Source organism: Bifidobacterium sp. ESL0819, from assembly GCF_052606245.1.
This window is the reverse complement of sequence record NZ_CP199587.1, coordinates 596,109-621,360: the sequence shown is the minus strand read 5'-3', so window position 1 is coordinate 621,360 and position 25,252 is coordinate 596,109. Positions and strand designations below refer to the sequence as shown.

17 protein-coding genes and 2 pseudogenes are annotated in these 25,252 nt (G+C 54.4%); 9 read left to right on the top strand and 10 right to left on the bottom strand.

Annotation, left to right across the window (positions count from 1 at the left end):
- Positions 1-14: 14 nt before the first annotated feature.
- The 7 genes from ACUIAD_RS02805 to dnaA form a co-directional block, all read right to left on the bottom strand.
- Positions 15-608, bottom strand: a complete 594-nt coding sequence (locus ACUIAD_RS02805) for a DUF3566 domain-containing protein (protein WP_181414367.1) — start codon at positions 606-608, stop codon at positions 15-17.
- Positions 609-711: 103 nt separating this feature from the next.
- Positions 712-3,339, bottom strand: a complete 2,628-nt coding sequence (gene gyrA / locus ACUIAD_RS02800) for a DNA gyrase subunit A (protein ID WP_258333111.1) — start codon at positions 3,337-3,339, stop codon at positions 712-714.
- A gap of 133 nt (positions 3,340-3,472) precedes the next feature.
- Complete coding sequence (gene gyrB / locus ACUIAD_RS02795; RefSeq protein ID WP_219997302.1) at positions 3,473-5,512, bottom strand: DNA topoisomerase (ATP-hydrolyzing) subunit B; 2,040 nt, start codon at positions 5,510-5,512, stop codon at positions 3,473-3,475.
- 293 nt (positions 5,513-5,805) lie between these two features.
- Positions 5,806-6,303, bottom strand: a complete 498-nt coding sequence (locus tag ACUIAD_RS02790) for a DUF721 domain-containing protein (RefSeq protein WP_110451445.1) — start codon at positions 6,301-6,303, stop codon at positions 5,806-5,808.
- A complete protein-coding gene (gene recF, locus ACUIAD_RS02785; RefSeq protein ID WP_445343784.1) occupies positions 6,300-7,562 on the bottom strand; it encodes a DNA replication/repair protein RecF in 1,263 nt (420 codons plus the stop codon). The genes ACUIAD_RS02790 and recF overlap by 4 nt, the downstream gene beginning before the upstream one ends.
- 28 nt (positions 7,563-7,590) lie before the next feature.
- Positions 7,591-8,715 carry a DNA polymerase III subunit beta gene (gene dnaN, locus ACUIAD_RS02780; RefSeq protein ID WP_110451443.1) on the bottom strand — a complete coding sequence of 375 codons (1,125 nt, stop codon included), beginning with the start codon at positions 8,713-8,715 and terminating at the stop codon, positions 7,591-7,593.
- Between the two features lie 414 nt (positions 8,716-9,129).
- Positions 9,130-10,875 carry a chromosomal replication initiator protein DnaA gene (gene dnaA / locus ACUIAD_RS02775; protein WP_110451442.1) on the bottom strand — a complete coding sequence of 582 codons (1,746 nt, stop codon included), beginning with the start codon at positions 10,873-10,875 and terminating at the stop codon, positions 9,130-9,132.
- 331 nt (positions 10,876-11,206) lie between these two features.
- Here dnaA and rpmH point away from each other — a divergent pair, with 331 nt between their 5' ends.
- The 8 genes and pseudogenes from rpmH to ACUIAD_RS02735 form a co-directional block, all read left to right on the top strand.
- Complete coding sequence (rpmH, locus tag ACUIAD_RS02770) at positions 11,207-11,341, top strand: 50S ribosomal protein L34 (protein WP_015022700.1); 135 nt, start codon at positions 11,207-11,209, stop codon at positions 11,339-11,341.
- A gap of 26 nt (positions 11,342-11,367) precedes the next feature.
- Positions 11,368-11,760 (top strand): annotated as a pseudogene (gene rnpA / locus ACUIAD_RS02765) (ribonuclease P protein component); the annotation flags it as partial.
- A gap of 107 nt (positions 11,761-11,867) precedes the next feature.
- Positions 11,868-12,179, top strand: a complete 312-nt coding sequence (yidD, locus tag ACUIAD_RS02760) for a membrane protein insertion efficiency factor YidD (RefSeq protein ID WP_445343620.1) — start codon at positions 11,868-11,870, stop codon at positions 12,177-12,179.
- Between the two features lie 2 nt (positions 12,180-12,181).
- The gene (yidC, locus tag ACUIAD_RS02755) at positions 12,182-13,204 is read left to right on the top strand and encodes a membrane protein insertase YidC (RefSeq protein ID WP_110452889.1); all 1,023 of its coding nucleotides are present in this window, start codon (positions 12,182-12,184) and stop codon (positions 13,202-13,204) included.
- Between the two features lie 178 nt (positions 13,205-13,382).
- Positions 13,383-14,024 carry a Jag family protein gene (locus ACUIAD_RS02750; protein WP_445343619.1) on the top strand — a complete coding sequence of 214 codons (642 nt, stop codon included), beginning with the start codon at positions 13,383-13,385 and terminating at the stop codon, positions 14,022-14,024.
- 431 nt (positions 14,025-14,455) lie between these two features.
- On the top strand, positions 14,456-15,337 hold the full coding sequence (locus ACUIAD_RS02745; RefSeq protein ID WP_445343618.1) for a 16S rRNA (guanine(527)-N(7))-methyltransferase RsmG: 882 nt from the start codon (positions 14,456-14,458) through the stop codon (positions 15,335-15,337).
- A 2,045-nt stretch (positions 15,338-17,382) separates the two neighbouring features.
- A complete protein-coding gene (locus ACUIAD_RS02740; RefSeq protein ID WP_445343783.1) occupies positions 17,383-18,348 on the top strand; it encodes a ParA family protein in 966 nt (321 codons plus the stop codon).
- Between the two features lie 607 nt (positions 18,349-18,955).
- A pseudogene (locus tag ACUIAD_RS02735) lies at positions 18,956-19,948 on the top strand (ParB/RepB/Spo0J family partition protein); the annotation flags it as partial.
- Between the two features lie 463 nt (positions 19,949-20,411).
- Here ACUIAD_RS02735 and trxB read toward each other — a convergent pair.
- Entirely contained in the window at positions 20,412-21,353 is a 942-nt protein-coding gene (trxB, locus tag ACUIAD_RS02730; RefSeq protein ID WP_445343617.1) for a thioredoxin-disulfide reductase, read from the bottom strand.
- 108 nt (positions 21,354-21,461) lie between these two features.
- Here trxB and ACUIAD_RS02725 point away from each other — a divergent pair, with 108 nt between their 5' ends.
- A complete protein-coding gene (locus ACUIAD_RS02725) occupies positions 21,462-21,812 on the top strand; it encodes a hypothetical protein (RefSeq protein ID WP_445343616.1) in 351 nt (116 codons plus the stop codon).
- Between the two features lie 806 nt (positions 21,813-22,618).
- Here the strand turns inward: ACUIAD_RS02725 and ACUIAD_RS02720 are convergent.
- Both ACUIAD_RS02720 and ACUIAD_RS02715 read right to left on the bottom strand, forming a co-directional pair.
- Complete coding sequence (locus ACUIAD_RS02720; protein ID WP_445343615.1) at positions 22,619-23,821, bottom strand: D-alanine--D-alanine ligase family protein; 1,203 nt, start codon at positions 23,819-23,821, stop codon at positions 22,619-22,621.
- Between the two features lie 3 nt (positions 23,822-23,824).
- Complete coding sequence (locus ACUIAD_RS02715; protein WP_445343614.1) at positions 23,825-25,108, bottom strand: aminotransferase-like domain-containing protein; 1,284 nt, start codon at positions 25,106-25,108, stop codon at positions 23,825-23,827.
- Positions 25,109-25,252: the final 144 nt, after the last annotated feature.

Genomic DNA, 25,252 nt, shown 5'->3' with positions numbered 1-25,252 from the left:
CGCTGACGAAGAGCTCAGTCGTCGCCCAAGGTCACGTGGATGCCACCCACCAGGGAGCTGACCAGGTTGTAGAGGAAGGCGAAAATGGTGACCAGAACCACTACTATGACAATCTCAAAAATAGAGAAGATGGTCACCGAACTCAGAACCGTCCCTAGGCTCAGCACTTGGCCCAGGTCGAAGCCGCCCGCATCCAGGCCCGTCTTGGAGATGACTTGGGTCAGATTATCAAAGAGCCCCATGGCGTTGAGCAGGAACCAGAGCAGGGCAGCGGCCACCACCTGAATGATGCCCCCGGCGATGGCCAGCAGGAAGGTGACTTTAGCTACTGACCAAGGCTCCAGCCGGGTCAGGGACAGCTGCATACGCCGGGCCCGGGGCACATGGGGACGTGTATCCGAGGATACCTTGACAGGATCGGCAGCCGAAGCTGTGGCTCTTAGAGAACGTCTAGATGTCGTTCTGCTGGCTGCAGAAGTTGGAGGAGTGGCCGGTGAAGAAGACCGAAGGGACTTCTGTGCGGATTCATCGGCCTTGGTCTTCCCCTTCTGGGGCTTTCTGACACCTTGATTGCCGGCCTTGACCTGCTTCTGATCATCCTGGCTCATCGGCACTCCTTGATCCTTGCTTTCAATGGCCCGCGCCTACCGCCGCTAGACCTGCATGACTTCTTACGAGGCTATCAGTCTTGTCAGACTGATAGCGGACCACTCAGTCCCCTTGAGCCAGGCTCTGACCGTCGCCGGTTCCGGTGGTGGCGATGGGCTGATCCTTGGCCGCCAGGGGAGCTGCGGAAGCCAGGTCGGTCTGACTGGCATCCTCCTCCTGATCGTCACGCTCGGCATTGCGGGCGATGGAGAGAATCTCGTCGCCCTTGTCAGGCTTGGCCAGGGTTACCCCTTGGGTGTTGCGTCCGGTTCGCTTGACCTCGGCCACATCGGAGCGGATGACCTTGCCGGACTTCATGATGGCCATGATCTGATCGTCCTCGTTCACCACCAAGGCGCCAACCAGAGAACCACGGCCTTCGACCATGGCAATAGCCTTGACTCCATAACCGTTGCGGCCCTGCAGGCGGTACTCGCTCAGAGCGGTTCGCTTGGCGAATCCCTCGTCGGTGACCACCAGCAGGTCATCCTCGGACTCCTTGGCGATCACATCCATGCTCAGCAGCTCATCACCGGGACGGAACCGCATGCCCTGAACTCCTGAAGTCTGCCGTCCCATGGGTCGCAGGGTGGAGTCGTCGGCCGGGAAACGCACGCTCATGCCCTTGCGGGAGACCAGGATGATCTCGTCATCGGCATTGCAGAGGGCAGCACCCACCAGCTCGTCGCTCTGAGGCACCTCATGCCCGTCTTCGTCTGTGACTGTACCCAGCTCCATCAGCCGCACGGCGATCAGACCACCTTGACGGGGCGAATCATACTCGGCCAGACGGGTCTTCTTGACCCGCCCGGTCCGGGTCGCCAGAACCAGATAGTCGGCATCGTCGTAGCCATGCAGGGAAAGGACCTGTTCGATCCGCTCGCCCGGGCCCAGCTGCAGCAGATTGGCCACATGCTGTCCCTTGGAGTCACGGGAACCCTCAGGCAGCTCATAAGCCTTGAGCCGGTACACCCGGCCCTTGTTGGTAAAGAAGAGCAGCCAGTTGTGGGTGCTGGTCAGGAAGAAGTGATCCACCACATCGTCCTCGCGCAGCCTGGCCCCGCGGATGCCCTTTCCGCCGCGGTGCTGCGCCCGGTACTCGTCAGCCTTGGTTCGCTTGACGAAACCGGAGTGGGTAACGGTGACCACCACTTGTTCGTCGGCGATCAGATCCTCAACGTTCATTTCACCCGAATAGGGAACGATACGGGTACGCCGTTCATCACCGTACTTGTCGACGATCTCATCCAACTCGTCGCCCACGATGGTGCGCTGGCGCTCGGGGTGAGCCAGAATGTCGTTATAGTCGGCAATCTTGCGCATGAGATCCTCGTGCTCGTCCAGGATCTTCTGCCGTTCCAGGGCAGCCAGACGGCGTAGCTGCATGGCCAGGATGGCATCGGCCTGAACCTCGTCCACGTCCAGCAGCTCCATCAGGCCGGTGCGGGCTGTCTCTACATCCTTGGAGGCACGAATCAGCGCAATGACCTGGTCGATCATGTCCAGGGCCTTCAGATACCCCTGCAGGATATGGTCGCGATCCTCGGCTTCCCGCTTCAGGTAGCGGGTACGCCGCTCGACCACATCAAGCTGGTGTTCCACCCAGTGGCGGATGAACGCATCCAGACTCAGAGTCCTAGGGACCCCGTCCACCAGGGCCAGCATGTTGGCCCCGAAGGTTTGCTGCAACTGGGTGTGCTTGTAGAGGTTATTGAGAACCACCTTGGGCACGGCATCACGCTTAAGGACCAGAACCAGACGCTGGCCGGTACGACCCGAGGTCTCATCGCGCATGTCGGCGATGCCCTGGATCTTGCCGTCGCGCACAGCCTCGCGGATGGAGGAGGCCAGCCGGTCGGGATTAACCTGGTAGGGCAGCTCGGTGACCACCAGGCACATCCTGCCGCGGATCTCCTCGGTATTGACCACGGCCCGCATAGTGATTAGGCCACGTCCGGTCCGATAGGCCTGTTCAATGCCCTTGTGGCCCAGAATGGTGGCGCCAGTGGGGAAGTCCGGTCCCTTGATGATGGCTATCAGAGCGTTGAGCAGTTCCTCCTTGGAGGCCTCGGGATGCTCCAGGGCCCAGTGCACACCCTTGGATATCTCGCGCAGGTTGTGCGGAGGAATGTTGGTGGCCATGCCCACGGCGATGCCTGCCGACCCGTTGACCAGCAGGTTAGGGAAGCGAGAAGGCAGAACCGTTGGTTCCTGGGTCTTGCCGTCGTAGTTGGGGATGAAGTCGACCGTATCCTTGTCGATGTCGCGCACCATCTCCATGGCCAGGGGAGCCATGCGGCACTCGGTATACCTCATGGCGGCTGCCGGGTCGTCGCCGGGGGAGCCGAAGTTGCCCTGGCCGTCCACCAGCGGATAACGCATGGACCAGGACTGTGCCAGACGCACGATAGTGTCATAGATAGCGGAATCGCCGTGGGGATGGTACTTGCCCATGACATCGCCCACTACGCGCGAGCACTTGTTATAGCCACGGTCGGGCCGGTATCCGCCGTCGTACATGGCGTAGATGACCCTGCGATGGACCGGCTTCATGCCGTCGCGGACATCGGGCAAGGCCCGCTCCACGATCACGGACAGGGCATAGGACAGGTAGGATTCCCTCATCTCCTGCTGGAGGTCAATGGGTTGAATCCGCTCGCCCTGGAGAAGACCATAATCGGTGTTGTCCATCTCCTGGGGGCTGAGCGGCTCTCGAGACCCATCAGGCAGGTTGAGGCCGTCCTGGTCCGAGCTTTTGTCGTTGTTGTTATCGTCTGCCAAAATCGATCCTTAGCTCAAATGGTGAAAAGGGGAGGCTTCTGTCTCACGCGTCGATGAAGCGGGCGTCGTGGGCGTTGCGTTGGATGAACAGACGCCGGGGCTCTACCTCGTCGCCCATGAGCATGGTGAAAGTCTCGTCGGCCTGTTCGGCGTCATCAATATGGATCTTCTTGAGGATGCGGTGATCCGGATCCATGGTCGTCTCCCAGAGCTCTTGGTAGCTCATCTCGCCTAGACCCTTGTAGCGCTGGATCCCTTCCCCCTTGGGCAGCTGCCGGCCGGAGGCCTTGCCCTCGGCCAGGACCCTGTCACGTTCTGCGTCGGTGTAGACGAAGCTGTGCGGTCCCTTGGTCCACTTGAGCCGGTAAAGCGGCGGCATGGCCACGTAGACGTAGCCAGCCTCGATCATAGGCCGCATGTAGCGGAAGAAGAGAGTCAGATTCAGGGTGGCTATATGGGCGCCATCCACATCAGCGTCGGCCATGATGATGACCTTGTGGTAGCGCACCTTGTCGATGTTGAAGTCCTCGCCGTATCCCCCGCCCACGGCTGTGATCAGGGATTCGATGGTGTCGGATTTCATCATGCGGTCCAGGCTGGCCCGCTCAGTGTTGAGTATCTTGCCGCGCAGGGGCAGGATGGCCTGGGTCATGGGGTTGCGGCCCTGGATGGCTGAGCCGCCTGCAGAGTCGCCCTCCACGATGAACAGCTCGCACTCCTCGGGATTGCTGGACTGGCAGTCCTTGAGCTTGTCTGGCATGCCGGCCGTCTCGAAGATGGACTTGCGCCGGGTGTTCTCGCGGGCCTTCTTGGCAGCGATCCTGGCTCGGGAGGCCTCCATGGCTTTCTGGATGATGGCCTTGGCCTCGCCGGGATGGGCGTCGAACCAGTCACTCAGCCGCTCGGTCATGACCCGCTGAACGAAGGTCTTGGCCTCGGAGTTGCCTAGCTTGGTCTTGGTCTGGCCTTCGAACTGGGGGTTGGTCAGCTTGACGGAGACTACGGCGGTCAGCCCCTCACGCACATCGTCGCCCGAAAGGTTGTCGTCCTTGTCCTTGAGGATGCTCTTGTCCCGAGCGTAGCGGTTGATCATGCTGGTCAGGGCCGCGCGGAACCCCTCTTCGTGGGTGCCGCCCTCGGTGGTCGCAATGGTATTGGCGAAGGTGTGAACCGACTCCGAGTAGGCGGTGGTCCACTGCATGGCCACTTCGGCGGAGATGCCCAGTTTCAGGTCCTCGGCCTCGAAGTCGATGACCTCGGACTCCACAGGCGTAGCCTTCCTGACCTTGACCAGGTAATCCACATAGTCCTTGATGCCATTGGCGTACTGGTAGCTGACGGACTGGCCCTTCTGCTCCGGGGTCTGCTCCTCGCCCGTCACCTCGTCGCCGGCCTGATCGTTGGGGCGCAGGTCGGTCAGGGTAATCCGCAGACCCTTGTTAAGGAAGGCCATCTGCTGAAAACGGCTGCGCAGGGTTTCGAAGTCGTAGACCGTGGTCTCGAAGATTTTGGGATCGGCCCAGAAAGTCACCGATGTGCCGGTGTTCTCTTCCGGCCCCATGGCCTGATCCTTGGACAGGGGAGCCGTGGGTTTCTGGTTGCGGAAGCTCTGATGCCAGTGGTAGCCCTGTCGGCGCACCTGGACATCGATCCGGGTGGACAGGGCGTTGACTACGGAGATGCCCACGCCGTGCAGGCCGCCCGAAACCGCGTACCCGCCGCCGCCGAACTTACCTCCGGCATGTAGCTTGGTCATGACCACTTCGACGCCGCTCTTGCCCTCGCCTGGCACTTCGTCCACAGGGATGCCACGACCGTTGTCGTCCACTCGGATGCCATTATCGGGCAGGATGGTGACTTCAATATGATCGGCATACCCGGCCAGAGCCTCGTCAACCGAGTTATCGACGATCTCATAGACCAGATGATGCAGGCCCCTGGGGCCTGTTGATCCGATATACATGCCGGGACGGACGCGAACCGCTTCCAGCCCCTCCAGCACTTTCAGGTCGCTGGCGTCATAGTGCTCGGGGGAAAGCGAGTCATCCAACTGTGCATCGTCCAGCCGATCCTGGCCCGTCATGCCGTCATCCTGAGGCTTGTCCTCCTCTTGTTCCCGGCCCTCTTTCGGGTTCCGGGACGGGTCAGTATTGAGATCTGCCACGGATAGTCCTTTCTGCACCCCCATCGTCGGCCACTGACGACAAAGCAGCTTCCGTTCGTGGCCGAGCGGGGGGATCGAGTCATGGTCACCAGGTTCCAAATCGTCCATAAAGGGGCCTTGGAAGCGTTTGACCCTCTGACCTATAGATTACCAGCGCTAGGGGACTTTAGGCTTACAGAAAGCTGAAAAGAGAGTATTCGCCGATTATGGGTTCACCCATAGGTGTCGCGCACTCCTCGACCAGGCGGATCGAACCGCGAACGGCGAAAACTATAGTTGTGAGGACCAGTCACTCGGATCTGCTTGACCGGCATACCCAACCGCTTGACAATGGTCGCCTTGAGCTGAGGGACCAGGTAGGTCAGCTGGGTGGCCCAGACCGTGGTCTGCGCCTGGATGATCAACACGCCCTCCCGGTAGGAGACCACTCTTGAATGGGCGGCGATGCCGGGACCCACCACACTGTCCCACTGGTTGCGCAGCCGGGCCACCTTCAGATGGCTGGTCCACCCGCTCCCGGCCGCCAAGCTGGTCACCACGCCTCCAAGTTTGGCTGGGTCACGTCCAGGTTTGCCGAATGCATACCAAGCCTTACGGGAGTTGTCCTCCCGCTGCCGACGAGTGGCAGCCCGTCGCGTGCAACCCTCGAAGACTAGGGACGGCAATAGGCGCTGGTCCAGATGCAGAGTTTCAACCATGGGCGCTTTCACGACTGGTCATCCTTTTCAAACCCATTCGGCATAGCCAAGTCGCCGTGAACCGTCGCTCTGGATCGGCGCAGGTCCTGCATGGCACTGGCAATGGCCGGGTCTTGGGCAGCTGGATCGGATGGCTGCGAGGACCTCAATCTGGAGACATCCACCAGCCTGGTACCCTGCAGAGAAGGAACGTCACTGTCGGCGGCCACAGTGATCAGCACCTGATCCTGCTGACGGGCAAAATCCAAAATCTGATCCCTGCGGTTTCTATCCAACTGGGCGAAGACATCATCCAGAATGACGATGGGCTCCAGAGCACGACGATCCTTGACTACCTGCAGCAGAGCCAGTCTCAGGGCCAGGGCCAGGGTCCACATCTCACCGTTGGAAGCAAACTCCCGGGCAGGCATGCCGTTGAGGGTGAAGACCAGATCATCGCGCTGAGGACCGATCAGATTGCTACCCCGGGCCACCTCTCCCGGGTATATCCGTTGAAAGTGACGGCTGACAGCTTCGGCGACCTCGGGTCCTGTCTGTCTATCGGGTCCGATCTCCTCCAAGGAGGGCCGGTAGATCAACCGAGCATCCTGATCAGAGCCTGCCAGATGACCATAGAGATCGCCGAAGGGCTGATTCAAGACCTCTACTAGAGCCGCTCGTCGTCGACTCAGTTCCAGCCCGGTACGAATAAATTGCCCGGTCCAGACCTCAAGGCCGGACAGGGCGGCATCACGTCCATCACCCAAAGGGTCATGACCCGCCTGGGAGAGCTGCTTGAGCAAGGCCGCGCGCTGCCTAGCCACATGACGAAAATCCTGCCGGACTTGGAAGTAGTCGGCATCGAGCTGACTGCCGGCCTGGTCCAGCACGGCCCGCCTGGCCGCAGGCTCTCCGGAAACCATGAGCTGATCCTGCGGGCTGAAGGTTACGCAGGGCACCCGACCCACCAAGTCCCGTTGATAAAGCGAGGGGCCGCCGTTGATTCTTCCCCGATTGGCTCCCTTGGCGACAATGGTCAGCTGATAGTCGGTAGCAGTTCCGTCCTGCTCCAGTCTGGCCCTGACGGTGGCCTTGGACTGCCCACGTTCTACCAAGGGCATTGAAGATGACGTCCTATGACTGCCGCCGGTGGACAGGACCTCGATGGCCTCGACCAGGTTGGTCTTGCCCAAGCCGTTGCGACCCTCCAGAATGGTCACACCGGGCTCCAGATCGAGGACGCAATGCTCCCAGGAACGAAAGTGATCCAGAACCAGACGGGAGATGTGCACGGCGATCATTCCTCGAACCAGCTCGGGGTCAGTTGTTGAAGCGCATGGGTACCAGCAGGTAGCGGTAGTCCATGGACTCCTCGGAGTCCTGTTCCTGCTGGCCGTTGAACTCTACGGCCTTGACCGCCGAAGTCATCTTGATGCGGACAAAGGGCTCAGCGATAGCACCCAGCCCGTCGATCAGGTAGCTTGGATTAAAAGCTACTGTAATGTCCTCACCGTCCATATCCGCCTGCAGAACCTCATGGGCCTGAGCTTCGTCCGCCGTGCCTGCGCTTAGGGTTACCTCGTTGCCGGAGAAGACCATGCGAATGGGGGCATTGCGTTCGGCCACCAGGGCCACGCGCTTGATGGCATCGATCAGATCCTGTCGGGCGATGACCGCCTGGATGGGGTATTCGTCCGAAAAAAGGCGATCCACGGCCGGAAATTCTCCGTCGATCAGCTGGGTGGTGGATATTTTCCCGGCATTTTCCACGCCCATGATGGTGGGGTTGTCAGCCTCATAATCCATGGTCACGTTCTGGTGCTCATCAAGGGAACGGGCGATGTCACGCAGTAGTGAGCCCCGGATCAGCATGGAGGCAGAGAAATCGGCATCGCGAGGAGTCCAAGTGAAACTCGAACGGGACAGTCTGAAACGGTCAGTAGCGGTCATGACCACCTTGTCACCGGTGATCTCGGTCTTTACGCTGGTCAGGACGGGCCGGCTCTCTTCTCGGGAAACAGCAACGGTGGATTGGGAGATGGACTGGATAAAGGTCTGAGCATCTACCTGGCCCATAGGTTGGGGAGCGGCAGGAAGGTCGGGATACTCGCTGTCAGGCATCAGTTGCAGGGAAAACGTGGATTTGCCCGAGGTAATGGTCATCTTGGATCCCTCGGTCGACAGATAGGTCTTCTCAGATGGCAGAGATTTGGTGATGTCTGCCAGCAGTTTGCCTAGTACCAGGGCTGTTCCGGACTCGTCGATGCCTGCTTCGATGTGGTTCCTTGCTGAAACCTCATAGTCGAAAGCAGAGAGTTTCAATGTTCCGTCAGAGGCTTCCATTCTGATGCCTGCCAGAATCGGTGAAGCTGGTCGGGAAGGGATAATGCGGGTGGTCCAAGCCACTGCATCCGAGAGTGCGGATGAATTCACTTCAACTTTCATGGGAGCCTTCTTGTCGATGAATGAACTGGATTCATTCTATCCAATCGGTCAAGCGATGTGGTTGGAGTGGGTAGATGCGATTGAGTGAGATGGTGATTATTGCATAAATATACATAGAGTCATCGTAATAAGCCCGGTGGATGGTGTGGATAAGTTCGCAAAACCTTGCAACGAGGTGGATAGACCTCAGGAGAGCGCTGTGGATAAGTGGTGAAAAGAATGTGGCTAAAAAGCCAATTTATCCACAAAAGTAGATTTTTGCTGATTTATCCACAAAATTCTGGTGGTTATTCGCTGATGATCCACCACTTGTCCCCGGAAAAGCGGTGGGTTAATCCCAAGGTTTGCCCACACTCGGGGATAAGTAGGTGGATATCTTTTTCTGCGGATCCACATAAGCGTCTGCGTGTCGTATCAATTCTGCGGTTGCTTAAGCCGGACGGTCAGCTCCATGACGTAGTTGTAGATCTCCCGTTTTTCCTGCATCTCATTGGAGATACGCGTGTAGGCATGCATGACCGTGGTGTGGTCACGACCGCCGAAAACCTCGCCGATGTCTACCAGGGACATGCTGGTCATTTCTCGAGCCAGGTACATGGCGATCTGCCGGGCTAGGGCAATGTTCTTGGTGCGCGTGCGGCCGACGATATCGTCAAAGGTGAGGTGGAAGTACTTGGCCACTTGGGAGATGATGTCAGTGGGTTTGATCTCTACGTCTGTAGAGAAGAAGTCCTGCAGGGTCTGTTCAGCCAAGGCTGTTGTTACAGGCTGATTATTGAGACTGGCCACGGCTGTGACGCGGGTCAGAGCCCCTTCGAGCTCTCGGATGTTCTCGGTGAAGCGTTCCGCTATGAGATCCAGGACCTCGTTGGGGATGCTGACTCCGTTCATGGAGGCCATCATTCGCAGGATGGCCACCCGGGTCTCTCGGTCCGGCGGCTTGACATCCACAGTCAGACCCGAGTCGAAGCGCGAGATCAGTCGCGATTCGAAGCCTTTCAGATTCTTGGGGGCCACGTCCGAGGCGATGACGATGCGCTTGTTGGCATCATGCAGGGCGTTGAAGGTATGGAAGAACTGGTCAAGGGTGGCTTCCTTGCCCCCCAGAAACTGGATGTCATCGATAAGGAGCACGTCCACCTGCCGGTAACGACGGTTGAATTCCGCGATCTGGCCCGACCCTTGGGTGGAGTTCTGCAGGGCGTCGATGAATTCGTTGGTGAATTCCTCCGAGTTGACGTATCGGACCTTGAGCGAGGGATCCTTGACCAGAGCATAGTTTCCGATGGCGTTGAGCAGATGGGTCTTGCCCAGGCCCGAACTGCCGTAGATGCACAAGGGGTTGAAGTCCTGGCCCGAGCCTTCGGCAACGGCCAAGGCCACAGTCCTCGCAAAGCGGTTGGAGTCGCCTGGGACGAAAGTGTCGAAGGTAGCGTTCTTGTTCAGGTGAGTCTGAGGGTCGCGCTCCACCCTGTTCTGACTCATGGGGAAGCGGGGCACAGTGAATGAGGAGGGCCGGGATGCGGTCCTCTCTGCCTCGTTCTGCTGGTCGGCATCATCGACTGCCGCTGACCTCATAACAGAGGAAGGTTCGGACAGTTCGGCCTGCATGTCCAAGGTCATGGGCACATAAGTGCCCTGATGAAAGTCATTGATGGAAACAACCGGGGACTTGGAGGTCGCACCATTCTCTGTCCGCCAGTCCGAGTGAGCCTCCGAGCCGGAGGATTGGTCAACGCCGGTCTGACGCTGGTAGTCGCCGTAGACATCCTGAGCGGAACTGGGAACTTGACGAAACTCGCCACTACCCGGGGCGGACCCGGTCATGGCGGATGCACGTTGGTCACTCTGCTGATCGACCGGCATCTGTTTGGCCAGTTGCTTTGGATAGACGATTTTGATAGCCGGGAACATTTCCTGGTTGGTGACCAGCTGCAGTGCGTTGAGGATAGGCTGGCTGAGCGGTCCCTGTACAGCCTCCTGGGTGGCCTTGGAAGAGACCCGCAGAACGATGGTAGTGCCGAAGACCGCCTCAGGGGTGATGTCCTCCAGCCAGCCCTTGTCCCTTGAGGTCAGTGAGCTGCTGTAGCGGAGCACCTGCAGGACCGAATCCCAGATTCTCTTAGCCTGGGCAGCGGCATCCAGCGGATCCTGCGCCATCAGTGAGCTCCTCTCTTCTCGATGACAGATTGTTCCGATCTTTCTGCTTCTCTCTAAGTCGACAGTAGCTCATTGTTACACCGACTTTGCGTGGTTATCCACAGGATAGCGTGTTGTATCTACGTTGAATGTGAATAACAGTGCTGTAATTTGTGGATAAGTAAGGAGGCTCTTTCTCCCGATACGACAGTGCTTATGCAGGGTATGAGCAGTCCTCACCAGTTGGGTGACAGAAGCCTGTTTGACTCCGTCCCTACTCATGTGTACCGTGATATAGCTTGACTCATAACGAGCCGTACTCGAGTATGTCTACACACGGGAGCAACGAAATATGAAGAGGACATTCCAGCCCAACAATCGTCGTCGTCACATGAAGCACGGATTCCGCGCTCGCATGCGTACCCGTTCTGGTCGCGCCCTGATCAACCGTCGCCGGGCCAAGGGCCGTCGGACGCTCTCCGCCTGAGTCGGATCCTAATCCTTTTTCAGAAGGTGGAGCGGCTGAGGAGCCACCGGGAGTTCACGGCGGTGCTCAGGCGACGCCATAGGGTCAGCAGCAGGGATCTGGTTATTCATTATCTGATCCCCGGATCTGACCGGACGGCGACCCCGCTGCCGGCGACATCGGCTGTGCACGAAGGGCGGCATGACATCCTGCCTGCAGGCAGACGCCGCATGGGGCTTGCTGTATCCAAAAATGTGGGCAAGGCCGTGACCAGGAACAAGGTCAAGCGCAGATTCAGACAACTTGCCGGATCCAAAGAGGACCTGCTGCCATCCTCCTGTGATCTGGTCATGCGTGCCAAACCCAGCGCTGCCGGAGCCACCTACCAGCAGCTGGAGGAGCAAGTGGACAGGCTCTTCCGTGACCTTATGCGCAAGTCTGAAAAAACTGCCGCAGGTCTCGATGCGCAGAGACAGCCCGGTCTGCATCTCGCTAGGTTCAAGCGTCAATCGGTTCAAGGTGTGGAAGCCAGGGAAGGATGCCGAGCATGAGCGGCATGGCCTCCCAGGCGCTGCAGAGTGCAGTCCGCTGGTATCAGCGCCACATCTCGCCCATGTCGCCGCCGAGGTGCCGTTACTACCCGACCTGCTCCCAGTATGCTTTGACCGCCCTGCGTCGGTTTGGAGCCTTACGCGGAACCATCTTGGCCGTTCTGCGGTTATTGCGATGCACGCCCTTCAACAACGGCGGGATCGATGACGTGCCCCGAAGATTTTCCATCTTCTATCGGTTCTCGTGGTCCAAGGCCCATGAGGAGGCCCGGCTGACCCCCATGGCCCCAGACAAGGAGACGGCCTGACAATGTTCCAGAACAATGATACGTTCACCTTCGATACTGGTATATACGGATTCTTCTACAAGATCCTGTACCCTATCGAGTGGCTCATGACCTACATCATGACTTACTGCCACAAGTTCCTGACCTTCCTCGGGTTCCACCAGGGACCGGGGATGGCCTGGGCGCTTTCGGTAGTGATGTTGGTGTTGGTCGTCAACCTGTGCGTCCTGCCGCTCTTCATCAAGCAGCTGCGATCCATGCAAAAGCTGCAGGCCATGCAGCCCAAGCTGATGAAGATCCAGAACAAGTACCGCAATAAAAAGGATCCAGCCAGCAGAGAGGCCATGAGCCGGGAGACCATGAAGGTCTACCAGGATAATCATGCCAACCCCATGGGGTCCTGTTTGCCCATGCTGGTCCAGGGCCCAGTCTTCATGACCATGTTCTATGTGCTTTCAGCCGTACCCTTCATTGCCCGGGGCAAGCGGGCACCCCTGGGTGCCTTCAATCGGCAGGTGGCGCGAGAATTCGAAGAGACCACTTTCTTCGGGCTGCGGATTTCGGACAACTTCATGTCCGCACAGGGTACAGGCCGCATAGTCATTGTGGTCTTCATCGTGCTTATGTGCTTGGCCATGTTCTATTCGCAGTTCCATAATGTTCGGCGGAACATGCCGAGGTCGGCCATGCAGGGATCGCAGTACAAGATGCAGCAGATGATGGCCTTCATCTTCCCTGTCATGTACATCTTCTCGGGCATCTACTTCCCCTTCGCCGTGCTGATCTACTGGTTGACCAACAATCTGTGGAATCTGGGCCGAACGCTCTTCCAGGTTCGCCATATGCCCACGCCGGGTTCGCCGGCCGCCGAGAGCAAGGAGGAGCGGGATCACCGCCGTGAGAACGCCCGTCGCAAGCGCCAGGGGCTGATCCCTCTGGAAGAGGAGCAGTTGATGGAGGCCAAACGGCTTGAGGAGGAGGCCCGGAAGAACAAAAATGTCTCCCATCAGCGCTCTCAGCCCCATCGCAAAGGTCGTGGCCGTTGATGCGGCTACAGGCAGTGGTGGCCGGCGTGGTGACCAAGCTTTCGGTCGGGCGGATACTGGAGTAGTCTGCAATCACCACGTCCGTGTATCCTCAATACTGGACACTCGATTGGTGACCAGGTTGTCCAGTGGACCTGAGGTTATGAATCGGATGTGAACGCGTGTAAGGAGAGCATAGATGTCTCAGTCTCTGGACCAGGGAAAGACCATCGAGCAACTCAATGAGGAGGCGGATGTCGCCGCCGACTATCTGGAGGGGTTGCTGGACATTGTCGATTACGAGGGCGATATCGAGATGGGGGTACGCAACCACCGTCCGACCGTGCAGATTGTGGCTGATGACGATACGGACATTAAGCATCTGATTGGCAAGGATGGCGAGGTAGTTGACGCTCTTCAACAACTGACGCGCTTGGCCGTGCAGCAGAGGATAGGAGAGCGATCCCATCTGATTGTGGATGTGGACGGCTTCCTGAGGCGCAAGCGTGAACATCTTCGCGAACAGGCTCTGGACGTGATCGATGAGGTTCGTGAAACCGGTGATCCTGTCAACATGAAGCCTATGAACTCCTTCGAGCGCAAGATTGTCCATGACATGGTCCGCGAGGAGGGGCTGAAGTCACGATCTCATGGGGAGGAGCCCCACCGTTACGTCACTGTCTACCTGAAGGCTAAGGGCGAAGACGAGGATCTGTCTGACGATGTTGAGGATGTGCCAGTCGGGTATGATGCTTCGCTTGACGGGGATGAAACTGGTCAGGTCGATGATTCGGCTGATTACGCGACTGACGACGATCCTGAGGATGCCGATAGGGAGTGACTGTAAAGCTATACGGGCTATACTTCGATGAAGCATTTATGGCGTAGCACTTTTTTGGATAGGTCCTTTTCGGTGCAGCCATGCTGTCTAAGTATGTTGGGCTATCGGCCAGGGTCATGCCACCTGCCAGGTGCGTAATGTTGCCTGCTTCATGATGATGCTTACGTTTATCATGTTGTTTACTTCTTAGGAATACCCTTGGTTGATGATCCGCTATTAGCGACTGTCTCCTGTGCTGTTTCCGTTAGGATACTGATGTATGACCTTCGTCGTTCTCTTGTAACTGAAAACTATTGTTGATGACAGTCTTTGGAATCCAGCGTTTTTCGATTATGGCAGGGTGCAATTCCGCTGTATATGAGACAGTATGACGCTGCCGTGGCAAGTGCTTGTGAATGACTGCACGTCGAATGTGAATGTGAGGAGCTTACATGGCTGTTGTGGACGATGAGCTGAACGATAGTCCTCTCTTGAGGCAGGTGCTCGGCGATGCTTTGGTACCCATGCAGCATTTTCACGACAAGCTTTTACGTGAGGGTGTGGAGAAAGGCATCATTGGTCCTCGCGATGAAGACATTATTTGGGAGCGGCATATACTTAATTCGGCTGCCATTGTGCCTTTCGTGCGAGAACGCTTGACTACTGAAGGCCAGACAGCAACGGTGGCGGATATAGGTTCCGGCGGGGGCTTTCCTGGTATTGTACTGGCAGCGTGTCTTCCGCAGTGCAAGGTTTTCCTTGTTGAGCCAATGGAGCGGCGAATCCACTGGCTGCAGGAAGTTGTTGATGAGTTGCACCTTGCTAATGTGTCAGTGCTTCGTAGGCGTGCAGAAGATCTGACCCCCCGATCCTCTCATGCATCAACCAGGCGCAGCAAAAGAGGTTCACACAGTAGGCGTCATAGTCGTCGTCGGAGCGAGGAATGTCTGGTTTCAGCCACTGACCGAGGTTTTTCAACCTTGGCTACAGCCAGTAAGAAGAACAGCTACCAGGAAACTGATGGGCAGGATTCCTCAACAGCGGTAGGTGGAGTAAGATCGGCAAATGGTGATGCCAATCCTTCCGTTCCAGTGGTTTTTGATGTAGTGACATGTCGCGCCGTAGCACCTATGACCAAGCTTGCTGGATGGACCCTGCCCCTTTTGAGATCTGGGGGCCAGCTTATTGCGCTGAAGGGTCGTTCGGCGCAGGCTGAGATTGATAAGGCTGCCAAAGAGATCAAGAAATGTCATGGAGAGAATCCACGAGTGTGTCAGGCCCCTGTTGCAGCTGGCCTTGAGGATACTCACGTGGTTCTTGTCGACAAGCGTTAAAGCATCTAGTTAATATGCCATGATTTGATGGATAGGCTGTTCGAAGTTTGTGGTGCCGACGAGATATGAATCGGCAAGATTAGAGAATAGTTTATCAATGATAAAGATGAGATTTTATTCATTGACGGACACGACAGGTTTGATCTATTCGGTTTTGTATAGACAGAACCTTAAGAGGTCACTACTGTCATGTATTGACGACTTCCTGGTTGAAGAGGTGTGGCTTGCACTTTTACGCCTCATGTTGTTCATCTGCGATGGTCTTTTCAGCCATTTCAGAGCTATCAATTTTCTCTTTTACGACTCTGTAGAAAAGGTAACTAGCAGATGTCTATCACAATTTACATTATTTGAAATAACCTTCTCCTTTCTTTTTTATAAATCCCTATATCTTTATACGTTATCTGATAGGAATTGTACTTTTATTTGTCTTATCTGCCAAATATTGTTGGTCTTATCCTGATAATGATTATCAGAGAATCGAGTATTTCGATCCAATTGTAAAGCCAGATTAATAACTTGCAGCCGCAGTCTCCGGCGATGCTGCCATTTGATATTTGCAATTGGTAATTCATCTGTTTTATAGTGCTCACCTTTTGTATTTACACTTGACTGGTTGTGCTTATCAAATAGCTTATGCTGCGATATTGCACTGCTCATAGTACTTGTAATGATAGGGAGGTCTCGTCATCCCATTGTTACTGATCTTTCTAGTAGGTTTGTCCTCACAAAGTTCATTATTGAAAAGTATAATTCATAATTTCATGTGTGGCCTTTTGTGGAATCGTAAGAGTGAACGATCATGTGATGCAAAGTAGCGTCTCTGGGTCAGTGCTTGATATGGATTAACTTGTTGTTCATTGGTAGAGTGGTAATAAACCGGCGGCTGGTTAGCGACTTATGATTTTCATTTCTAGCATTAAGAATTGTTTCACGTGAAACATTGTCAATCGGTGTGCGTGCCTTCCCTCTAAATAAATATATGTCATTTGATTATCTTTGCTTGATTGATTATAGAAAGCTGTAGGTGTAATTATTTCATCTGCCCATCATGTCTTTATATTAAAAGAGGACATTGATGAAGATCGGAATGTTCTAGGATACTACCTCATGTAACTTATTCGCTCACCTTTTCTTGGCTGAATGATTTCCATGCAAAAGGTTCTGAATGTTTCACGTGAAACAATCAATGTTATACACAGCAATTCAGGTCTGAGTTACTGCAATACCAGGAAGACAGACAAGTGCAACAGACTTAAAAAGATAACCCGAGAATGAAAAAATGCGTTTTTATGTAGCCGGTGGTAGTTCTGGTCTTTCTAACAACAAGCAAAATACAGTAATACTGCATTCTAAACTAGATAGCTAGAACGCAATAATCGGTACGGATTATCAGTTGTTCGATAGAACGTTTCGAAGCCTATGTAGGCTATAGTCGTCAGCTACGATAGAAAACGCTTTGAAATCATAACTAACATACTTTAACCACGCACTATCAAAGTTGCCTTTCAGCCAGGCAGGTTACTTTTTATGTTAATGTGAATGTTTCACGTGAAACACTATTCTGCTGGGCAGTTGTGTAAGGGAGTAGTACAAAATTACTGATTGCAGCGTTGCGGCCGTGTTTATAACGACTCAATAATAGATGAATGAGATCCTTAGTTATACTCATAAATTTTGCGTGTTACTTGGATAATAGAAAACCTGTCTTGTCTGATAGTAAGTTATGCACAATTTAAGGGCACCGGAGGAGTTGTCCACATCACGCTTCACAGACTATTTTCCAGTATGGAAAGAGTCAGAATTATCAATAATTACAAGGCAGATTTAATATTCTTAAGTATGTGTAGCTTGTAGAACCAACAAGGAAGCTATCCACATTTATCCACAGTTATGAACAATGCAGGTGCATAACTTATGGTTGTTCTGACATGTCCAACGAGGACGGGAAAATTAAGTGGTTATCAAAAGGAGGAAGGTTCGTGACCACATCGAAGAAGGTGAAACCCGTTTCGAGAAATACTCCTGATGCTGGTGAGCAAAATATGTCGGACACATCAGGTTTAGAGACGGCAACGGATATTCTGAATCGGATATTCGCTGACGGGACAGGTTCGGTGTCCGGCGCGGAGATGGCAGATCTTTCTGCACGCTACCAGGTCTTGCGTCAAACTGAATTCCCTCACCCTTCAAAGACGCGGTACATTGCTATCGCAAATCAAAAAGGTGGTGTAGGGAAAACAACGACTACCGTCAATTTAGCATGCGCATTTGCTGAATTCGGCGAACGTGTGTTGGTCATCGATATAGATCCACAGGGCAACGCTTCTACTGCATTGGGTGTGGCTCATGAGTCTGGAATGCCATCTACATACGATGTGCTTGAGGGTCGTCTCGGAATTAACGATGTTAAAGTCGTCTCCCCGGAATTTCCCAACCTTGAAGTTGTCCCTTCTTCTATAGATTTGAGTGGTGCGGAGCTGGAAGTTGCGGATATGCCCAACCGTAATCAGTTAATGAAAAAAGCCGTCGCCGACTATCTCAAAACCTGCCATCAGCATTATGACTATGTTCTGGTCGATTGCCCGCCAAGTCTCGGATTGTTAGTCCTGAATGCCATGTGTTCGGTTAATGAGGTATTGATACCAGTTCAAGCTGAATACTATGCCCTTGAAGGTTTGCAACAACTGCTGCATACAATAGGACTTGTTCAGCAAAGCTATAATCCATATCTCGTGATCTCGACCATGTTGTTGACCATGTACGACAGACGCACATTGCTCAGCAAAGAAGTGTTTGATCAAGTCAAGGAACATTATCCGGAGATCGTGCTTAATACGACAATCCCGCGTTCAGTCAAGATTTCTGAAGCTCCCAGCTTTCGCCAAAGTGTTGTCACCTATGACCCTAAAGGAGCAGGAGCTATCGCCTACGAAGAGGCGGCATTAGAAATCGCTCAGAGGTCCGAGCAAGTGCTGGAACATATCGCCAACAGAAGACAGGGGGAGTGAGGACATGACAAGCCGTTCACGGTTAGGCAAGGGCTTAGGAGCTCTATTTCCCGCTCTGCCAGGTGAAGTGGATGAAATCAATGCTGGCATGAGTCAGCGGCAAAATAATAAAGCACCGTATCCTGCTAGCCAGCATCCTGAGCTTAAAGAACCGGATACGGAATCGCATGGGATGCAGCACTCAGCGAAGAACACCACACTAAAAGGCCGCGCAAAACCAGAACGCAGTACTGTGCATTCAAGTCATTCAAGCTCTCACAAAGCGGCTTCGGGAAATTCTTCTAACAGCGTCCGTAAGCATTCTCATAACACAAAGCAAACGCGCGTCAGTATCTCCCAATCGCTGAACGAGGATGTTTCACGTGAAACATCAACAGCGAAAGGGACTGTTAAGCGCCGGTCTGTCCCGCCTATCGGTAATTTGGAACACCCCAGTGATTTATTCTTTGCTTCTGCGACGACAGATGTTTCACGTGAAACATCCCCGATAATGGAATCGAGCGAGGCTGTCGATCCACAAGTACTGGAAGCTCAGCAAAGCGTTAACCATACTGCAACGTCACGCGATAATAACACACCTAATAAGGCGGATGACCATAGCCGAGAGCAATTGAAGCCTGTCCAAGGTGGGTACCTGGCTGAAGTGCGTGTTGATGATATTAGGCCCAACGCCCAGCAACCGCGGCAAATATTCGACGAAGACGAACTGCTGGAGCTCTCGCGCTCAATTAAGGAAGTTGGGGTCTTGCAGCCTATAGTGGTGCGCAAATCCACACCTGCAGACAGTTCACAATTCATCGGAGGTAAAACAACCTCCCTCGTCGGCGCGGGAGCTAAGTCCAAAGTTGCTGACATTGCGGCTGGTGAGGAACAATCGAGCGCGCTGTTAAATGAGAGCAAGGCAAATCTTCGGTGGCCAACCCATTATGAGATCATAATGGGTGAGCGTCGTTGGCGTGCGACTCGATTGGCTGGCCTCGATACCATACCAGCAATTGTGAAAACAACGAGCGATGACACCATGTTGCGTGATGCCTTGCTTGAAAATCTTCATAGAGTGGCCCTTAATCCGTTGGAAGAAGCAGCGGCTTATCAGCAGATGATCGATGAGTTCGGGTTGACTCAGGACGGTTTGTCTAAGTCAATCTCTAAGTCAAGACCTCAAATCACGAATACGCTCCGGCTGCTGAAGCTGCCCCTGAGTGTGCAGAAAAAAGTAAGCTCAGGTGTGCTGTCAGCTGGGCATGCCCGGGCTTTGCTGACTTTGCCGGATGAAAAGTCCATGACTGCTGTAGCAGATAAGATCATTGCTGAGGGTTTGTCGGTAAGATCTACCGAGGAACTCGTAGCGTTGCAGACCGGGCAAGCGAAGCAGAAAGCAAAAAAGCCGAGGGTAAACGTCTGGGCCAATAGTCCAGTGCGCCAGGATCTGGAAAGTCACTTTGAGACGAAAGTGGCTATAAAGGGCACTAAAAAGCATGGGAAGATAGAAATCGTATTCTCTTCGCCGGAAGACATGGACCGAATTGTTGCGATTCTTCTGGAGAAGAATCAACCCGCAAGCAACAACAGCCGTTCGGACGATAACGGCTGGGTTTGATACCATTCTGAAAAATGCAGCTGCAGGGTTTGCTTATCCAAATCCTGCAGTTGATATTGGCGATTGCTTCAGAGCCTAATCGAGTTTGGTATGAGCTAAGGAGCAATCGCTGTATTTGCCTTGCATCAAGTGCAATTGGGCAGTAGTAGTGACTATATTCCTTTCGCCGACCAGACATGTTTGCAGTTAGGGCTGAAAGCTGTGGCGAAACATGCCTAGCTATTGCCAGTCTGCTGGATTGCAAATCACTGCTGACTAATAAGCTGAGTTATTTTGTTGGGTATTTATATCTGGTTGGATCGGTATCTCCGCTGCATAGCGCCAATAGTTGAATGGTTATGCACAAAGATCAGATATGCAGTTCGTCTCAACAGCGATGTCTATCTAATTAATAAACGATGTGCCTGGCAATCGTCAACTGCCAGGCACATATGTTGTTGTCCTCGAGGCGTATAAGGGCTTATCAGTTACCCAAACTCGTAAGATATTCCTGAGCGTCTAAGGCAGCACGACAACCCATGCCGGCAGCCGAAATGGCCTGACGATAGATTTTGTCGGTCACATCACCTGCGGCAAATACTCCAGGTGTGGAAGTTTTTGTTGATCCACCCTTGACCAAGATATAGCCGTCCTGGTCAAGATCAACTTGACCATTAAGGAAAGCAGTCTGAGGAGTGAATCCAATAGCGACGAAAACTCCATTCGCTGGAATAGAGGATTCCTGGCCGGTGGCTGTATTGCGTATATCCAAAGAGGTCACACCACTATCATCGCCGTTAATCCGGGTGACAACCGAATCAAGGAGGAAATTGATCTTGGCATTGGCCTTGGCGCGATCCACCATGATTTTTGAAGCGCGGAAGCCTTGGCGACGGTGAATCAGGGTTACGGAAGAGCCGAAACGCGTCAGAAAGTCTGCGTCACCCATGGCCGAGTCGCCACCACCGACGACCACGATCGGCTTGTCCTTGAAGAAGAAGCCGTCGCATGTGGCGCAGTAGGATACTCCTCGCCCTGAAAATTCGCGCTCGCCGGAAATCTCTAATTTACGATATTGAGAACCTGTGGTGATAACGACTACTCGAGCTTGATGCTCTTCGCCGCCATCGGTGATGATCCGTTTGATGTCTCCGCTCAAGTCAGCAGAAACGACATCATCATATTCGATTCGAGCACCAAAATGCTCGGCCTGATCGCGCATCTGATCCATCAGATCGGGGCCAAGTACAGCTTCGGGAAATCCGGGAAAGTTCTCTACTTCTGTCGTGTTCATAAGCTGACCGCCGGGCGATAGGGCTCCAGCAATAACGAGCGGGGCATAGCCGGCTCTGCCAAGATAAATAGCGGCTGTGTAACCTGCAGGTCCGGACCCTATGACAATAGCATCATGAACAGTTTGCTTCATATCGCTACTGTATCCATGCAGGATGACTGGGCCACACGCGGTGGGCGAAAAGGATGCAGGTTGTCTCATCGTAGGCTCGGTGCTGACAAGATCAGCTATTCTTGAACCATGGAGAAAACCGTCATAATTGCCATCGTAACCAATCTTGGGACGATTCTGGTGCTGATCTGGTTTATGCTCCGCGTTGAACGGTTGATGCGGGAGCATCCAAGTCCTCAAACAGACGATAAGAGTAAGGATGACAGCTGGCATAGCTGGCGTTTTTGGAACCCTCCAAGCTCTGATGACAATGATGACGAGTTGAATGCTGAATCTTCGAGAATAAATAAAAATTCTGAGGCTGATGAAGATATGACTGCTAGAACAGCCGAACGGCATGCTTCCTCAACTCAGGAGGAATATGATACGAATTCTTCGCATGTGCAGGACAAGAGCAGGGAAAGCAGCAGAGACGAGTAAAACATATTTGGCAAGGCCGTGGTCAGCTTGCTCATGCCGATCATGATGATCATGGAGGCAGTTCGGTTTCGGTCCTTTGTTTGGTCTTGCGACTGTCTGGTCTTTAAACAAGGACAGATGTGATGGGATCTGCGTGTTTCCGTTTTGCATGGAATCAACGAATTTTTTCAATGGGTTTTGGCGCAAGGGAAGGTAGCAGCCAGTCACCAGCAATATGGCTTGATCAATGAAAGCCTATAAAAACATCGTGCACGCAGCGTTGAGTACGAACAAACCGCGGCGAATGCTCCGGGATAGCAATATTGACGGTAGAGTGGCAATTTTCGGGTTCCGATTCAGATCTTGCTCAACGTTCTCGATGCAGTAATACGGGTGACCCTATTTCGCTGATATGCAAGCAACGATGCCTATCTGTAATATGCAGTCGGGCTTGTCTTGACAAAATCTCTTGTGTTAATTAATGCTGAATCTTTAGTGATTGCAATCTTATAAAGGCTGCCTCCATGGTCATATGATTCACATCGTAGCTGGGATCACGCCTTTAGCGGGCGGGATTCACTGTCCGTCATGGGTAATGTCCAGTCCGTGGTAGTTCATGCCCTTACAGTAAGTGTGCTGCTCTGTCTGGTAGTTCGTCTTGTTTGCTTTGGTACTTGTCCTGTGCACTCTCGTCTCTGCGCGTGTGCATCGTACCTTGTGCCTTGCGGGTCCATGTGGTGCATATTGCATAAATTGCACACCTCGCATCACATGGACTTTGCTCATGATGGCCAAATGATAGGCAGAACAGAGCAGGCTTTGAGATCTCAGTCAGTTCGTTTTTGATTCAAAACTGATTGAACTAATGCAGTGTATAGCTCTGGCAGGTTGTAGTCGGCTGCCAAGGCTGATTGCGGCAAAAGCGAAGTGTCCGTCATGCCTGGCGCCACGTTAGACTCCAGAAATTGCGGCTGACCTTGCGCATCGACGATGAAATCGGTGCGTGAGATATCGCGGAGTCCTAGAGCACGGTGAGCGGTCAGCGCGGCATCACTCACAGTCTCTGTGGTCTTGGCATCTAACCGGGCTGGAACATAAAACTCTGTTGGGCCAGGCGTGGAGCGAGCCTCGAAGTCGTAGGTGCCTGAGGGTGTCCAGATCTCGAGCGGGGGTAGAACCAATGGGTGTCCGTCAAATTCAAGGATTGATACGGAGACCTCGGTGCCTGTGACAGCCTGTTCGATCAGGGCCACATCACCGTAGGCGAAGCAGTTGATCAAAGCCTGGGGAAGCTGGCTCTGCTCAGTCACCATGGTGCAACCCATGGCTGAGCCGCCCATGGTGGGCTTGATGAAGAGCGGGAGGCCAAGCGAGCCAAGAAGCATATCAATAACGGGTTCGACTCCCAGCTCGCGGAACATGGATTCAGGCAGGGTTACGGAATGTGGCGTCTGCAATCCGGCCATACGGACAACGTTCTTGGCTATGGGCTTGCTCCAGGCCGTCCGGGAGGCCTTGGCGCGGGATCCGATGTAAGGCAGGCCTGCCATCTCCAAGACATCACGGATAGAGCCGTCCTCGCCGTTGGCGCCGTGCAGCAGCGGCCAGACCAGATCAGGGCGGGTCGATTCATCGGTCAGGTATGGCAGGAGCGAACCATCCATGTCGTGTACGTGTACTGTCCATCCTGCCTCTTCCAGGAATCCTTGGACTCGATGTCCCGAGCTGATGGAGATGTCACGCTCATGACTGAGGCCGCCGCAGATAACCAGGAGCGACTTATCAGCGCGCTTGGCCGCCTCGCGCGCCAGGGAGCGGACATCGTCCATGGTGACCGGCGTGGCCTTGCGGATGGAGCGGTGCGAGGTCCGCTTGGCTATCTTGGCCACTTCGCCAGCGGCCGCAGCCTTGGTAGTGGCCGTGTTTGCTGCTGTGGTCGTCGCTGCGCTCACGACTGTCTTGGCCTTATCGGCTGTCGAGGTTTTGCCGCCGGTCTGCTGCCGAGGTGTCTTGCTGTGCTTGGCCGCCATGATTCAGCCCCTTTCCTTGCCACTGTCAGGCTCGAACAGCCGGACGGTGGCGAGTTCATTCTCGATGACCGTGGACAGTCTGCGTATTCCTTCGTGGATCCGATCGGGGGTGGGATAGCAGAAGGACAGGCGCATATGGTCTGCCCCTTCGCCGTTATCGTAAAAGGCTGTACCTGAAACATAAGCCACCTTGGCAGTGATCGCCCTGGGCAGCATGTCCTTGGCATTGAGCCCCTGGGGTATCTGCAGCCAGATGTAGAAGCCGCCCTTGGGCTTCAGCCATGAACAGTAGGGCAGATACTTCTTCAAAGCCTCGTCCATGGCATCGCAGCGTTCCTTGTACATCCCGCGATAATCGTTGATCTGGGATTTCCAGTCGAAGTTGTCCAGGTAGGTGGTGATGGTCATCTGGCTCATATTGGAGGGGCAGAGAATGGCTGATTCATTGGCCAGAACCAGCTTCTGTCGGATGCCAGGAGGCGCCACCATCCAGGCTACGCGCATGCCCGGGGCGATGATCTTGGAGAAGCTGCTCAGGTAGACAATGCCCTCCGAGTCGTAAGAGCGCAGGGCCGGATAGGTCTGGCCGTCGAATGCCAGCAGTCCGTAAGGATTGTCTTCGACGATAAGCACGTGGTATTTTCTGGCGATTTCAATGACGTGCGGCCGCCGCTCGACGCTCATGGTAGCGCCGGCAGGATTGTGGAAGTTGGGCACAGTGTAGAGGAACTTGACCGCCTTGCCCTGGCGGCGCTGCTCCAAAATCGTCTCTTCCAGAGCCTCGGGGATCAGTCCGTCGCCGTCCATGGCCACATTGACCACATCGACCTGGAAGGACTGGAAGACGCCCAGGGCACCGACATAGTTGGGTGCCTCAGCCAGCACCACATCGCCAGGGTCGCACATGATTCTGGTGATCAGGTCCAGTCCCGACTGGGAACCGTTGACTATGACCACATCATCCGGCTGGACGTCCTTGATGCCTTCCAGCTCCATAATGGGCAGCACATCTTCGCGCAGATGGGGATCGCCCTGCGCTGACCCATACTGCCAGGCCACCTGGCCCTTGCTCCGCAGCATGTCGCCAAGCTGGTCGGCCAGCTTATCAAAGGGCATCCGGCCCAGGTAGGGCATGCCGCCAGCCAGGGACACTACCTCAGGCCGATTGGCTACAGCGAAGAGAGCACGAATTTCGGAGGCGCGCATCTGCTCGGCCCGTGCCGCATAGGAGCTGTACCAGGGATCGTTCTTGATGACCTTGGATGCGATATTGGGATCATCCGCCATAACTGACTTCCGCCTTCCTGCCGCCATTGTCTAAGGAAACTGTATTACCTGTAGGCGTCATGTTGGAGGAAAAATCCAACACATTACCATTTCGGTACACCCATGATATTGGCATATCAATGGGTGGGCAGCCATGCCTGGCTG